Raw genomic sequence first — 13,806 nt, 5'->3', positions numbered from 1 at the left:
GGGCTCTTACGCGTCTCGCCCTCATTCGGGAGGGGGTTTTCTTTGGGTCCCCACTGAGCGACCCCCCCCCCCCCCCGCTCCGGGCCCGCCCGCCGATCGCCGGCCGGACCGTGCAGCGCGCGGCGACGCCCGTCCGTCCCGCGCGAGCCCTGCTCGGCGAGCGCCGGATGGCGTTCGCCCTCGCCGCCCCCCCGCCACCGCTCGCGGTCGGCACCGGCACCGGCACCGGCCCCGCTCCGGCGCCCGCCCCACCCGTCGTACGGGCCCTGCGGTGGCAAGCTCCACCGGCGCGCACGGACGACCGGTCGGCCACCGCGGAGCCGGTGACGCCGGGTGGGTGGCGGGGCCGGGTCACGGCCGCCCTGCGGCGCTCGCGCCTCCGGCTCCCGGCCCGCACGGCGCGCGGCCGACTCGACGCCGCGGACCCGGTGGCACCGGCGGACCCGTCGGGCGCCGGTGCCGGGGTGGTAACGGCGGGGGGCTCGGCGCAGCCCCGCGCCAGCCGCGCCGCGGCCGGCGCCCCGCACCCGCCGGCGCCCGTCAGTCCGCGTGGTGCGGCGCAGCCGGACATGGGTGGTCCCCCCGGCCCGCGGGCGCGACTCCGGCCCGCACCGGAGGGCGCCGCCGTTCGTCCGGGGCGGCCGACCGTGCAGCGCTCGGCCGCGCCCGGTGGCGCCCGCCCCACCGAGCCGGACGTGCGACCGGCGCCGCCCGGCGGTGCCGCGGAGCTCGCCCCGGTGGCGCCCGCCGGGAGCCCGCGACGCCGGCAGCACCTCTCGCCACCGGCCACCGCCCCCCACCCCGCTACGGCCGTCGCGACCCCCTCGCGGGAAGGGCCCGTCCCACGCACGTCCCCGGTGCGGCTCGCACCGCCGCGGCGCCCCGCGGTCCAGCGGCTGCCCGTCAGCGTCCGAACCGCGCAGCCGTCCCCGGCGCAGCCGCCGAGCAGCGGCACCTGGACGCCGCGCGCGGCGGAGAGCGGCGCGGCCGCACCACGCGCGAGCCGGGACCCGGAACCGCTTCCGTCCGCGGCGCCGGTACTCGACGCGTCCCGGCCGGTGTGGTCCCGGCCCGGCGTGAGCACCCCTCCCGCGCGGTCACAGCCCTCGGCGGCCACGGCCCAAGTGCTGCAACGGACGGCCGAGCAGGCCGGGCTGACCGGGGTGCCGTTGACCGCCGTACCGCCCCGGGCGCCGACCGCCACGCCGCCCCGCCCCGCCGCCCCACCCGCTGCATCCCGCGCCGGATCGCCGACCGAAGCCGCCGCCGGTGCCGACGACATCGACGAACTGGCCCGGCGCCTGATCGAACCCGTCGGACGCCTGCTGCGCACCGAACTGCGCAGGGGGAGGGACCGCGCCGGACGGCCGTACGACAGCCGCCGCTGAGCGCGCGACAGATCGGCGGCCGACAGGAATCCGCAGCACGGCACCGGAGGCAGGGACGGGATGACCGACAACATCTTCGCGACCAGCGTGTTCTTCACGCTGAGCATCGGCGGCAACGACCTGGGGGAGTTCACCACCTGCTCGGGACTCGGCGCCCAGGTCGAGATCGAACAGTACGCGGAGGGTGGCAACAACGGCTTCTCCTGGCAACTGCCGGGCCGCATCACCTGGTCGAACATCACGCTGACCCGCGCGGTCACCGCGGACACCACCAAGATCGCGCGTTGGCTGGACGAGATCGTTCGCCGGGTGGAGCCCAAGGACGGCGAAATCGTGGCGCTGCGACCCGACTTGAGCCGGATAGTCAGCTGGCAGGTGCTCGGCATCGTCCCGGTCCGATGGCAGGGCCCGTCCTTCGACCCCGCCAACTCCGAGGCCGCCGTGGAGACTTTGGAGATCGCCCACACGGGCCTGCGCCCGTCCTGACGTAAAGTCGAACATCCGCCGTCGCCCGGCTCCCCGGCCGGGTTCACCACCTGATCAGCCGCACGGTCCGCCGCCCGACCCACGGAAGGAGCCCCAGGATGTCCTCAGCAGTCCCCGCGAGTGTCACCCGGGCCCAACTGACCATCATGGAGCCTCCGTCCACGGTCGGTGCCCAGCCCGGCGGAGCGATCGCGCGGCTTCCCCTCCAGTTCAACCCGGCGACCCTGGTGCTGCGCAAGTCCACCGAGTGGCGTCGCACCCCGTCCCGGATGGCGGGCCAGTCCGCGCTGCCCGAGTTCGTCGGCAGCGGACCGCGCTCGCTCTCGCTCGACGTGTTCCTCGACGCGACCGCGACCCACGACAACTCGGTCGAGCGGGCCGTGGAGCAGCTGATGACGGCCTGCGTCCCGACCCCGAGCAGCCTGGCGCGCAAGACCCCGGCCAGCCCGTGGATCCGGCTGGACTGGGGCACCTCGAAGACGACCTCGTTCAACGGGGTGCTGACCGGCCTCTCCGTCACCTACACGCTCTTCGACGTCGACGGCAAACCCCTGCGGGCCACCTGCTCGCTCACCATCGACGAGGCCAGCGTCGATCCGCCCGGCCAGAACCCGACCTCCGGCTCGCCGGAGGCCCGCAGCACCCACCGGGTGATCGCGGGTGACACGCTGCCCCTGCTCGCCTGGCGCGCGTACGGCGACGCCACGACCTGGCGGACCATCGCCGAGGCCAACGACATCGAGGACCCGCTGACGCTCGTCCCCGGAGCGGACCTGATCGTGCCGGGGACCGACGAACTCGCCCAGGGCGGCCGGCCATGACCACTCCCGAGGCCCGAGGCGGTCGGGCCTTCGCCGCGGACCCCGTCGTCGAGGCGCCGGGCCCGCTGCCGCCGGTCTGGGCGGCGCAGCTGGTCTCCTGCGACATCGACGAGAGCGTCGGCCTGCCCGACACCGCCGTGCTGACCTTCCGCGACGCCGGCCACACCTTCCTCACCGCCACCGGGATCACCATCGGCACCCGGCTGCGGGTGTCCGTGGTCACCGTGCAGGGGCACACGCAGGTCCGGCTGTTCACCGGCGAGGTGACCGCGCTGGAACTGGAGGTGGACACGACGGGTTCGTACACCGTGGTCCGGGCGGCGGCGGTCACCCACCGCCTGATGCGCGGACGCCGGGTGAAGGCCTTCCGCAACATGTCGACCGCGGACGTCGTGCGCGAGGTCGCCGCGGGCGCGGGGCTGGCCTGCGGCCGGATCGACTCCTTCCCGGTCGTCCACCAGCAGCTCTCCCAGGCCAACGTGCCCGACTGGGAGTTCCTCCAGTACCTGGCCCAGGAGAGCGGCGCGCAGCTGCGCGTCGACGACGACGGGCTGTTGGAGTTCGTCCGGCCCGACCCCGCGTCCGCCGCCCCGGCCCCCGTCACACCCGCTCCGCAGAACCCGATGGTCCTGGAGTACGGCCGCAACCTGCTGGAGCTGCGCGGTGTGCTGACCGGCGCCGGCGGGGCGGACACGGTCGAGGTGCGCGGCTGGAACGTCACCACCAAGAGCACCCTGGTCGCCACCGAACCGTCGGTGCGGGCCCGGACCGTCGAACCGGGCATGAGCCCCTCGGTGGTGACCTCCGCCTTCACCGGTCCGGCCCGGCTGACCGTCGCCGACACCCCCTACCGCACGCAGGCGGAGGCGACCGCCGCGGCCCAGTCGCTGGCCGCCGAGGTGGCCGCCGGATTCGGCGAGTTGGAAGCGGTCGTCGAGGGCAATCCGCGGTTGCGGGCGGGCACCCCCGTCGCACTGGGGAACGTCGGCACCGCCTTCTCCGGCCGCTACACGGCCACCGCGGTGCGCCACGTCCTCGAACCGTTCCGCGGCTACCGGAGCACCGTGGTGGTCAGCGCGACGCCGGACCGCTCCCTCGCCGGGCTGGTCACCGGGGGCAACGCGCCGCCGCGCGGGCCGCGGATGCCGGGCCTGGCCATCGCCGTGGTCACCGACGTCCGGGAGCCCGGTGACGCGCAACGCGGCTGGGTGCGGTTGAAGTTCCCCTGGCTGGACGACACTTACGTCTCCGACTGGGTCCGCACCGTCCAGTGGGGCGGCCAGGGGGGTGGCGGGGTGGTCAGCCCCGAGGTCAACGACGAGGTACTGGTCGGCTTCGAACAGGGCTGCCTGGACAGCCCCTACGTGCTGGGCGGCCTCTACAACGGCGTCGACCAGCCCTCCCCGCACGACGTGCCGCTGGTCGACGCGGCGGCGGGCAAGGTCAACCGCCGGTCGCTGGTCTCCCGTTCGGGCAACCGGCTGGAGCTGCTGGACGTGCCGGGCGGCCCGACCGGCGTCCGGCTGGCCACGGGGGACAAGAAGCTGGAGGTCAGGCTGGACGAGCAGCGCGGCGAGATCGTGCTGACCGTCCTCGGCGCGGCCGGCGCGGCGGCGAGTTCGGTGCGCCTCTCCCCCTCCGGGATCACCCTCGACGCCGGCACGGGAGAGGTCAACCTGCGCGGCGGCTCGGTGACCGTCCACGGCGAGACCACGGTCACCGTGGACGGCGGCGCCATGGCGGTACTCAAGGCCGACCTCATCCGCATCAACTGACCTTTCCGCAACAGAGGTTCCGACAAATGACAGGCACCACCAGAATGGAGACCGCACATGCCAGCCGCAGCCCGGACCGGCGACACCACCGACCACGGTGGTGCCATCACCACCGCGCCGCCGGGCGCCATCGCGGTGGAGACCGTGCTGATCGGCGGCCGGCCCGCCGCCGTCGCGGGCAGCCTGCACGCCTGCGTCCCCCACGTGGAGCTCGGGCCCGCCAACGTCATCGAGCCCAACCTCGGTGCGGTGACCGGGGGAGAGGTCCTGATCGGGGGGCTGCCCGCGGCCCGCCAGGGGGACAAGACGACCTGTGGTGCCACCATCCTGACCGGCGCGTTCAACGTGCTGATCGGAGGCGGCGCGTGAGTGGAAGCTTCATCGGCCGCGGCTGGGCCTTCCCGCTCCGGGTGAACGCCACCGGCGGCATCGGGATGGTCGACCGGGACCGGGAGATCGCGGAGGCCATCCGGCTCGTCCTCGGCACGGCTCCCGGGGAACGCCCGATGCGCCCGGAGTTCGGCTGCGGAATCCACGAGTACGTCTTCGCGCCGGGCGACGGCACCACCGCGGGCCGGATCGCCCGCGAGGTGCGCATCGCGCTGGAACGCTGGGAGCCCCGGATCGAGGTGGACGACGTGGTGATCGCCTTCGACAGCGTCGACGAGGGCACGCTCTACATCGACATCCACTACACCGTGCGCTCCACGAACGACCGCCGCAACCTCGTCTTCCCCTTCTACACCATCCCGGAGTCCCCCACCGCCGCGGACGAGGGAGCGAACTGATGGCGCTGCCCTCCCCGAACCTGGACGACCGCCGGTTCCAGCAACTCGTCGACGAGGCCAAGCGGTACGTCCAGCAGCGCGCGCCGGAGTGGACCGACCACAACGTCTCCGATCCGGGGGTCACCCTCATCGAGACCTTCGCCTACCTGGTGGACCAGCTGCTGTACCGGCTGAACCGGGTGCCGGAGAAGAACTACTCCGCCTTCCTCGACCTGCTCGGCATCCGGCTCTTCCCGCCGGCCGCGGCGCGGGCGGAGGTCGACTTCTGGCTGTCCGCCCCGCAGCCCGAGACCGTGCTGCTCCGGGCGGGCACCGAGGTCTCCACGCTGCGGACCGAGACCGACGAGGCGGTGGTGTTCTCCACCGCCGAGGACCTCCCCGTCGTCCCCAGCTCCCTCGACCGGCTGGTCACGGTCTCCGCCTCGGGGGAGCAGACCGATCGCACGGCGCGGCTGGCCGACGGCGCGGACGTGCCGTGCTTCCAGCCGCGTCCCGCGGCCGGGGACGCCATGCTGTTCGCGCTGCCGGCCGTGGTGCCGCGGTGCATCCTCGTCGTCAGGCTGGACAGCCGGGTGGAGGGCGTCGGCGTCGACCCGCGGCAGCCGCCACTGGTGTGGGAGGTGTGGGACGGCGCGCGGTGGATCGCCTGCGAGACCGGCTCCGACACCACCGGTGGCCTCAACCGGCCCGGCGAGGTGGTGGTGTTCGTGCCCGCCGGACACGTCGCCTCGGTGGTCTCCGGGCGGCGCGCGGGCTGGCTGCGCTGCCGGGTGACCGAGCCGCAGCCGGGCCAGCCGTTCTACTCCGAGTCCCCGACGATCCGCCGGGCCGAGGTGTTCACGGTCGGCGGCACCGCGACCGTCGTCCACGCGCAGACCGTCACCGACGCACCGCTCGGCGCTTCGGAAGGGGTCGCGGGCCAGCGCTTCCGCCTCGCCAGGCCGCCGGTGCTGCTCGACGGCGAGCCCCCGGTGGTCGAGGTCTCGGCCGGCGACGGCTGGGAGCGGTGGACGGCCGTCGAGCACTTCGGCGACTCGGCACCGACCGACCGGCACGTGGTGATCGACGCGACCAACGGCGAGTTCCTGTTCCCACCCGCCGTCCGGGAACCCGACGGCAGCCTGCGTGCCTTCGGCGCGGTGCCGCCCAAGGGCGCGCGGCTGCGGGTACCGCACTACCGCACCGGTGGCGGCACCGGGGGGAACGTCGCCCGGGGAACGATCACGGTGCTGCGCAGTTCGGTCCCGTACGTGGCCAGGGTCGACAACCGCGAGGCGGCCAGGGGCGGGGTCGACGGCGAGACGGTGGAGAACGCCAAACTCCGCGCCCCGAACCTGCTGCGCCTGCAGGAACGGGCGGTCACGGCCGGGGACTTCGAGCTGATCGCCCGGCAGGCCGCCCCGTCCGCCGCCCGGGTCAGCTGCGTCGCGGCCGTCGCCGGGGAGGCGGGGGCGGTGCGCGTGCTCGTGGTCCCCGACGCGGTGGCGGACGAGGGCGACCGCCTGCGGCTCGAACAGCTGATCCCCGGTGAGCAGATGCTCACCGCCATCGCGGCGGCCCTGGACGAGCGACGGCTCATCGGCACCCGGCTCGTCGTGCAGCCCCCCGACTACCAGGGGGTGACGGTGGTGGCCCGGCTCACCACCCGGTCCCCGGACGCCGACCGGGTCCGGGAGGCGGCGCTCGCCGCGCTCTACCGGCACCTCAACCCGCTGCGCGGCGGCGCCGACGGCTCGGGCTGGCCGTTCGGCCGGGCGGTGCAGTACGGGGAGGTGTTCGCCGTGCTCCAGCAGGCGGCCGGCGTCGCGGCGGTCGAGGAGCTGCGCCTGTTTCCGGCGGACCCGATCACCGGTCGCCGGGGCGCGCCCGCCGAGCGGGTCGAGGTCGCTCCGGACGCCCTGGTCTTCTCCCACCAGCACCAGGTCGTGGTCACCACGGTCGCGGAGGAGGGGCCGTCGTGAGCCGGGCCGCCGTGCCGGGGTTGCCCAGCCGGCACCCGATCGGGGAGTTGCTGCCCGCGCTCTACGCCGACGACGACTTCGCCCAGCGGTTCACCGCCGGTCTGGACACCGTCATCGCGCCGGTGTTCGCCACCCTGGACAACCTGTCCGCCTACTTCCAACCACGGCTGGCGCCGGCCGACTTCCTGGACTGGCTGGCGGCCTGGGTCGCCGTGGAGACCGACCCGTCCTGGCCGGAGGAGGTCCGCCGCGCCGTGGTCGAACGCGCGGTGGAGCTGCACCGGTGGCGCGGGACCCGGCGGGGGCTCGCCGAGCGGCTGCGGCTGATCCTCGGCGTCGGCGCGCGGATCGTCGACGGCGGCGGCGTGGCCTGGTCCACCACGCCGGACCCCGCCCTGCCGCCCGCGCCCTCCGGCGAACTGCTGGTACTCGTCTGGCCCGAGCGCACCCCGGAGGTGGACGAGGACCAGGTACTGGCCGTGGTCCGGGCGTCCTGCCCGGTCCATCTCACCAGCCGGGTGCGGATCCTGCCCGGTCCACCCGGGAGAGCGGAGAGCTGACGGATGCCCGTGTGCCCCGACTGCGGAGCGGCCAACGAGGATGGGGACGACTTCTGCGGCAACTGCGGTGCCTACCTCGGCTGGTCCCAGCCCGCCGGGCCGCCCGCTGGGCCGTCGAGCCCGCCCGCTCCCGTCTCCGCCGCCGGGCCCGCGCGCCCGCCGGCCTCTGCCACCGAAGCCGCGCCCCCGCCCGTCTCCGCCGCCGGGCCCGCGCACCCGCCCGCCGCACCACCGCGGCCCGAGACCGATCGACGACGCCAGGCCGACCCGGTGGCCGTGCAACCCGCCAAGCCCGTCCCGCCACGCCCCGTCGTGCGCCCCTCCGCGGTCGACGACGCCCAGGACGGCCCGGCGTGCCCCCGGTGCGGCACGCCCAACCGCCCCGACCGGCGGTTCTGCCGCCGCTGCGCCGCGCCGCTGACCGTCACCGCACCCCCGAAGCCCCTGCCCTGGTGGCGCACCCGCTGGCCGTTCCGGCGCCGTGTGCGCATCGGCGGCTCCGGCGACGCCCTGCGCCGGTTCATCGCGCTGTGCGTGCTGGCCGCGCTGGTGGTCGCCGGGATCCTGCTCTACCCGGCCGGCCGGAACGCCTACCAGGACGTGCTGGACAAGCTCCGCAGCGCCTCGGCCATCACCCCCACCGCGGTCTCGGCGAGCGCCGCGGTCGACGGTCACCCCGCCGCCGCGGCCGTCGACGGCCTCACCAACACCTACTGGGGAGCACCCCAGCTCGGAGACGCGATCACCTTCACCTTCCGCGCCCCGTTCCGCCTGGTGGACCTGATCATCCACACCGGCGACTCCACCGACCCGCAGCAGTACCAGCAGGAGGCGCGCCCCACCGTGCTGGAGCTCATGGCCACGGCCTCGAACGGGAAGACGCACGAGCAACTGGTGACCCTGAACGACGCGCCGGGCGCGCAGACCGTGCAGACCGCGATCAGCGACGTGGTGCAGGTGAGGCTCGTCATCCGCGCGGCGGCCGGCTCCGGCCCCGGACGCCACATCGCCCTGGCCGAGGTGGAGTTCTTCGAACGTGGTTGAGCGCGGTGGACGATCACTCCCCTCGGCGCCGCGGGAGGCCCACCGCGCTGGCACCGGGCGGTCCGCCTCCGAAGGCGCGGGGCCGCCGCTGTCGCTGAGGACCGCGGCAGTGTCGCACCGGTCCCACGGCAGCTCTTGGAGCTTCCTACAAGCCGATGTGCCCTTCCATCGACCATCGTTGTGTGGATCTTCAAGGAACGGTGGTGAACTGGCTTTCGAGCCGGGTATCGGCAAGGATTGACGGTTGGGTGCGGGGCGCCCGAGTGCGCCCTGCGGCCGAGCCGCATCCGCACCCGAGGTGTACCTTTCTCCCAGCCAGAGAGCCCCATTCATGCGCTTCCTGAACGACCTCAAGCCCTCGTACGACCTGGCGTAGAATTCTAATTAACAGTCATCTGCGTGCTGGGGGTCCGAACATTGGACAGGTACGGGTTGTATGAGCGGCTCTCCCGAGCCACTGAGGCGAGCACGTCCATCGAGCGTCAGGATGAGACTGCGCGGGCCGAGGTGAAGCGCCGCGGCGGTCATGTGGTCGGCACCTTCGTCGACGAGGGTGTCTCCGGTGCTCTGCCGCCGATGGAGCGTCCCGCGATGAGGGAACTCCTTCAGAGCCTGGTCGGCATGGACGCCGTCATGGTCTGGAAAATCGACCGGATTGCACGGTCCTTCCTGGGCTTCGCGGAGATCGTCAAGGAGCTGGACAGGCACGGCGTCGCATTGGTATCGGCCACGGAGCCGGTGGACATGACGGGTCCCACGGGCCGGGCGATGGCTCAGATGATCGCGGTCTTCGCGGAGTTGGAGCGCGAGATGATCAAAGCTCGTGTTGCCGACTCGATGCGCAAGGCGAAGGAAGAGAACCGTTTTCACGGCGGACGAGTCCCGTACGGGTTGACGGTCGCGGACCACCCCGGCGGCAAGGGGCGTGTGCTGGTCCGCGACGTGCATGCGGTCGAGGTCCTACGTGAGGTCCTCTTGTGGGTGCTGGAGGGGACGAGCATGGCGGAGTGCGCCCGGCGCCTCAACGATCGCCAAGAGCCCACAAGTCGTCAGCGTGGTGCTGTTGCGAAGGGAGTGGAGAAGTCGAAGGCCGCCAACTGGCGTGGAGCATCACTCAAACGGATTCTCACTTCTCCGACCATGCTTGGTCAGCGTCCGGTGCCCGGCGGGGGAGTCCAGGTGAACGGCGACGGCCTTCCCGTAGTGGTCTGGGATCCGGTGTTCAGCCGCGACGAGTGGGATGCCCTCCAGACCTGTCTGGCTGAGCTGGAGCAGGGGCCGCGGAAGGCGCCGGCCGCATCACACTGGTTGTCCGGATGCCTTAAGTGCACGGTGTGCCAAGGAAATCTGAAGCAGTGGGTCTCGGGTACCGGGCTGCGGGCATTCACCTGCCGGGGATCTGAAACTGCTGTGCACAGCCCCACGGTCTATGTTCGCGGGGACTCGGTAGCGGACTGGGTCAGGGAGCAGTTCCCGGTCGCGTACGGCATCCTGCCGGAGGTCGAGCGACGATGGGTTCCCGGGAGCGACGCCAGTCACGAGCTGGCGGAGGTGCGAACCGCCATCAGACGTCTTCGCGACGACCGCGACGCCGGCCTCTTCGATGATGACGAGGACGACTACCGAGAGCGGATGGGGCGCTTGGTCGAGCGCCGTAAGGTCCTGCAGGCGGCCCCTCATGTCGAGCCGCACTGGGAGGAACACCGTACCGGCCGGTCCTTGGCCGAGCTCTGGGCCAGTCTGTCGGACGAGCGCCGTGGCCGCCTGATGCTTGAGTACGGTTTGGCCCTGTGGGTGGATCCAGCCCCCACGAAGGCGAAGAACACGCCGGTCGGTTCCCGCGCTCGCTTCGGTCCAGTTGCACCGATGGAGGACGCGCTGGCCGCTATCGCCTACGCCGAGAGCATGGTTTGACGGAGAGCACCCGGAAAAGCCGCAGAGACGCACGATTAACGCTCACCCAACATGGGGTCCAATACGGAGGGGTCACCGAACGCCACCCCACGGCGGTCGGGGGCGTTGGGGGGAGATGGCTTTGGATACGCGCTGGTGATCAGTGAGCGCGGCGTTCGGGGGCGCCGCAGCGCGTCGTCGTCACGCGTGGGGCCGCTACGTGTCAGGCCTACAGGCAGTGTGATGTCGCAAGCATCTTGGCCTCAAACTTCCCACCGAGCACGCAACCTTGATCGTGTCAGGTGCGAGGCGGTCGCAGGGTCTGAATCTGCTGCTCGACTGTGGAGACTGCTTCGTCGTCGGTGAGGAGGGTTGTGCCGGGCGGTGCAGTGGTGAGGGAAGAGTCGACGGCGCTGTAGCGCACAGCTGGATCAGCCTTGGCGAGGCCAGGAATGGCTTGGCCGAAGGCGGTGCCCATGGTGATGATCAGGTCACAGTGCTGGCTCACGAGGCTGGCAAGGTACGGCTGGGCTTGGGCAGGGGTGCTAGCGGGCTCGATGAGCTGCTGCACGTTGGCCTTGCTGTCGGCTCCAGTCTTCTGCATGGCGGCCCAGACCTTGGTCACCCCGTCTGACTTGGTCGTTGTCGTGGTGTCGGCGGCCAGACATGCGCTGGGCCGGCCCGAGAGATCGTTAGCCACGACCCTCGGTTGGGCGGTCGCGTGGTTACCGGTCTGGAGCATAACCGCGGCTGCTACGGCTGCAGCGGTTCCTGCTCCGATGGCGACAGTGAGCCGCCTGCGGCGTGTGGGGTGTGAGGTGGTGGTCATCGGCTGGTCCTTGGTGTTGAGGCGATGGATGTTCAGCGTGAGCGTTTTCCGGGTTGGGCCTTGGTGTGGACCGGCTTGGTCGACTTGCTTCGGGCTTTAGCGGGTGCGGGCCTGCGCTGGCCTTTGCGCGGTGGGTTGCTGGAAGCCGGCGTAGTCTGGGTTTCTCCCTGCTTCATGTTCCGCCGGCGCCAAAAGATGATGACTCCTCCTGCGGCAAGCACGGCGGTGACGCCAATGGCAGCCGCGATCGAACTCAGGTCGGAGCCTCCTGCTGTTTTACGAGGTGGGGCACTCGCGTGGAGCAGAGGGTTGTCCGGGCTTCCCGGGCCTGCGGTCGTGGTGAGGGCAGCGAGAGGGTCGAGTTCGCCGTAGCCGAGTTTGGCGTCGGGCTTTGCGTGATGCTGGGTAGTGGTGCTGATCAGCCGTCTGATGACCTGTCCAGCCGTCAGTTGTGGTTCGTGGCCGCGGATTAGGGCGGCTGCGGCGGAGACGTATGCGGCGGCATAGCTGGTGCCGTCGGCGTTGACGTATTGGCCTTGGCCGTTGGTTGAGTAGATGTCGGTTGCGGGGGCGGCGAGGGTGATTCCTGCGCCGGATTCGCTGGTCCTCCAGAAGGCTCCCCGTTCGTCTGTTCCGGAGACGGAGATGACGCCGGGGAAGGCCGCCGGGTACATCGGGGAGTTGTCACTGTCTCCGTTGTTGCCGGCCGAGGCTACGAGGATGGCGTCCTTACTCAGGGCGTAGGCGACGGCTTTGCGGAGCAGTGGGTCGGGATTGGGCGACCCCATGGAGACATTGATGACCTGGGCACCGTGGTCGGCTGCCCAGATGATCCCCTGGGCGAGCACAGGGGGAGAGATCTCGCCACCGGTGGAGACCCGGATCGGGAGGATCTTGGCATCGGGCGCGAGTCCTTGCATCCCATCGCCTTTGGGGCCGCCGGTGCCGGCGATGATCCCGGCTATGGCGGTGCCGTGCGAGTCACTCGAGGTATCGGTGCGGCCATCGCCGTTATCGCCCAAGAGGCTCGTACCTGGGAGGACCTGGCCCACCAGATCGGGATGTGCCGCGGATACGCCACTGTCCACGACTGCCACGGTGACTCCGGAGGCCCGCGTGAGCTTCCAGATCTCGTCGGCCTGGAAGTGCTGGGCGTCAAGTGGCCATTCCGCGCTGCGGATTGAATCCGCGGCTGCACTGGGCGGCGCTCCTGTGAAGAGCAGACCGAGTGCCAATAGCGGGAACACGTGTAGGCGCGACCGCAGGTTCAGTCGAGGCACGAGGGCTTCCTCCAGCGGGCTCGCCCATTGCATGGGAATGACAACCAGCGGATTCGGACATGACAGGGAACCAAGTCGCTGGCGTAGGGCGTGATCGTACCCGTGTAGCCCAAGGAGGCTCTCCAGGGGGTCCGGCACGGGCCATTTAGTCCTGGGTTTCACCGAGTTTTAGCAAAGCCTCGGCAAGATCATCAGTGAACACTTCCACGCGATCTTGGTGAAATCAGCTGATTTCACCTCAAGCTCTGCTGGACATGACCTGATCGGTCGATGAAAGATCCGATCGGCCTACCTCCGCCGGGGTGGTCTCTTTGGTCTGCACATGGGGGTCCGGCCGTGCGCCGCTCTTCGCTCAGCCAGTCGGCAACGTGCCTTTCCATAAAGGCTCGTAGTCTGCTGAACGTCCTCTTTCGTCATGCCCACGCGCGTCGGTATGTGCCGCGCCGCGGCAGAGGCATATGGTTCCGCTGGACGGCAGCCGTCGTCGGGCTTGTGCTGCTGCAGGCCGTTGTGACTCAGCCCGCTGAAGCGTTCACCCAGCTTCAGGCCGAGCGTGCTCAGACAGGTGTAGCCCCGTCGGCCCCAGCACAGCTCACCGGCGGTGCTGATGGCCGCAGCCACACCGTCCCCGCGTCGAGTACGAGCAAGTCCGGTCAGGGCGCAGCGGGGCAGCACACCCCGGGGACGGGTGAACTGCCGCCTGCGCAGCTCTCGAAGCCGAGTTCGCAGGAGGTTTCCACCGACGCGAACAGGACGAAGCCGGTCAAGCCGGCGACGCCGCCGGACTCGCTGCAGGTGCGGCCACACAACCCACCTGCGACGCAGTCAGCCAAGGCCAACCAGCCTGCTGCTCAGGCAAGCGGCGCCGCTGCTTCGGATGATTCCTCTCAGAGTGCGGTTCGCGCCGTAATGCCGGGTTTGGCGTCGCTCGATGGGGTGACATTGGGGCATCTCTGCCGGTCAGGCATTCGAGATTCGCTT

The 13,806-nt window shown here is 71.5% G+C and carries 13 protein-coding genes; 11 read left to right on the top strand and 2 right to left on the bottom strand.

Annotation, left to right across the window (positions count from 1 at the left end):
* Window positions 1-1,076 precede the first annotated feature (1,076 nt).
* The 10 genes from ACZ38L_RS36000 (at window position 1,077) to ACZ38L_RS35955 (ending at window position 10,737) form a co-directional block, all read left to right on the top strand.
* Window positions 1,077-1,388, top strand: a complete 312-nt coding sequence (locus ACZ38L_RS36000) for a hypothetical protein (RefSeq protein WP_465701653.1) — start codon at window positions 1,077-1,079, stop codon at window positions 1,386-1,388.
* Window positions 1,389-1,448: 60 nt separating this feature from the next.
* Window positions 1,449-1,874 carry a phage tail protein gene (locus tag ACZ38L_RS35995; protein WP_465701649.1) on the top strand — a complete coding sequence of 142 codons (426 nt, stop codon included), beginning with the start codon at window positions 1,449-1,451 and terminating at the stop codon, window positions 1,872-1,874.
* Between the two features lie 98 nt (window positions 1,875-1,972).
* Window positions 1,973-2,695 carry a CIS tube protein gene (locus tag ACZ38L_RS35990; protein WP_396562771.1) on the top strand — a complete coding sequence of 241 codons (723 nt, stop codon included), beginning with the start codon at window positions 1,973-1,975 and terminating at the stop codon, window positions 2,693-2,695.
* Window positions 2,692-4,470, top strand: a complete 1,779-nt coding sequence (locus ACZ38L_RS35985) for a VgrG-related protein (protein ID WP_465701647.1) — start codon at window positions 2,692-2,694, stop codon at window positions 4,468-4,470. Before ACZ38L_RS35990 ends, ACZ38L_RS35985 begins: the two co-directional genes overlap by 4 nt.
* 57 nt (window positions 4,471-4,527) lie before the next feature.
* Window positions 4,528-4,839: a PAAR domain-containing protein gene (locus tag ACZ38L_RS35980; protein ID WP_465701645.1), complete on the top strand. Its 312-nt coding sequence runs from the start codon at window positions 4,528-4,530 to the stop codon at window positions 4,837-4,839.
* Window positions 4,836-5,258 (top strand): GPW/gp25 family protein, encoded by a 423-nt coding sequence (locus tag ACZ38L_RS35975; protein WP_465701643.1) that lies wholly within the window; start codon window positions 4,836-4,838, stop codon window positions 5,256-5,258. Before ACZ38L_RS35980 ends, ACZ38L_RS35975 begins: the two co-directional genes overlap by 4 nt.
* Window positions 5,258-7,219 carry a putative baseplate assembly protein gene (locus ACZ38L_RS35970; protein WP_465701641.1) on the top strand — a complete coding sequence of 654 codons (1,962 nt, stop codon included), beginning with the start codon at window positions 5,258-5,260 and terminating at the stop codon, window positions 7,217-7,219. The genes ACZ38L_RS35975 and ACZ38L_RS35970 overlap by 1 nt, the downstream gene beginning before the upstream one ends.
* Window positions 7,216-7,779 (top strand): phage tail protein, encoded by a 564-nt coding sequence (locus ACZ38L_RS35965; RefSeq protein ID WP_465701639.1) that lies wholly within the window; start codon window positions 7,216-7,218, stop codon window positions 7,777-7,779. The genes ACZ38L_RS35970 and ACZ38L_RS35965 overlap by 4 nt, the downstream gene beginning before the upstream one ends.
* A 3-nt stretch (window positions 7,780-7,782) precedes the next feature.
* Window positions 7,783-8,823, top strand: coding sequence for an NADase-type glycan-binding domain-containing protein (locus ACZ38L_RS35960; protein WP_465701637.1), 1,041 nt, complete (start codon window positions 7,783-7,785; stop codon window positions 8,821-8,823).
* Window positions 8,824-9,255: 432 nt separating this feature from the next.
* The gene (locus ACZ38L_RS35955) at window positions 9,256-10,737 is read left to right on the top strand and encodes a recombinase family protein (RefSeq protein ID WP_465701635.1); all 1,482 of its coding nucleotides are present in this window, start codon (window positions 9,256-9,258) and stop codon (window positions 10,735-10,737) included.
* Window positions 10,738-11,014: 277 nt separating this feature from the next.
* Here ACZ38L_RS35955 and ACZ38L_RS35950 read toward each other — a convergent pair whose 3' ends face one another.
* Together ACZ38L_RS35950 and mycP are read right to left on the bottom strand one after the other, a co-directional pair.
* Window positions 11,015-11,545, bottom strand: a complete 531-nt coding sequence (locus ACZ38L_RS35950) for a hypothetical protein (protein WP_465701633.1) — start codon at window positions 11,543-11,545, stop codon at window positions 11,015-11,017.
* A gap of 32 nt (window positions 11,546-11,577) precedes the next feature.
* Window positions 11,578-12,825: a type VII secretion-associated serine protease mycosin gene (gene mycP / locus ACZ38L_RS35945; RefSeq protein ID WP_465701631.1), complete on the bottom strand. Its 1,248-nt coding sequence runs from the start codon at window positions 12,823-12,825 to the stop codon at window positions 11,578-11,580.
* A gap of 492 nt (window positions 12,826-13,317) precedes the next feature.
* Between mycP and ACZ38L_RS35940 the strand changes: the two genes are divergently transcribed.
* Window positions 13,318-13,806: hypothetical protein (locus ACZ38L_RS35940; protein WP_465701629.1), on the top strand; the 489-nt coding region annotated here is incomplete at its 3' end.

The organism is Kitasatospora sp. NPDC024654 (assembly GCF_055559155.1).
The sequence above is the reverse complement of the archived record's forward strand: the minus strand, read 5'-3'. Positions and strand labels throughout refer to the sequence as shown.

Excerpts from the sequence above, each read along its gene's own strand:
- ACZ38L_RS35995 (WP_465701649.1), top strand. The coding sequence starts at position 1,449 with ATGACCGACAACATCTTCGCGACCAGCGTGTTCTTCACGCTGAGCATC.
- ACZ38L_RS35990 (WP_396562771.1), top strand. The coding sequence starts at position 1,973 with ATGTCCTCAGCAGTCCCCGCGAGTGTCACCCGGGCCCAACTGACCATC.
- ACZ38L_RS35985 (WP_465701647.1), top strand. The coding sequence starts at position 2,692 with ATGACCACTCCCGAGGCCCGAGGCGGTCGGGCCTTCGCCGCGGACCCC.
- ACZ38L_RS35980 (WP_465701645.1), top strand. The coding sequence starts at position 4,528 with ATGCCAGCCGCAGCCCGGACCGGCGACACCACCGACCACGGTGGTGCC.
- ACZ38L_RS35970 (WP_465701641.1), top strand. The coding sequence starts at position 5,258 with ATGGCGCTGCCCTCCCCGAACCTGGACGACCGCCGGTTCCAGCAACTC.
- ACZ38L_RS35960 (WP_465701637.1), top strand. The coding sequence starts at position 7,783 with ATGCCCGTGTGCCCCGACTGCGGAGCGGCCAACGAGGATGGGGACGAC.
- ACZ38L_RS35950 (WP_465701633.1), bottom strand. The coding sequence starts at position 11,545 with ATGACCACCACCTCACACCCCACACGCCGCAGGCGGCTCACTGTCGCC.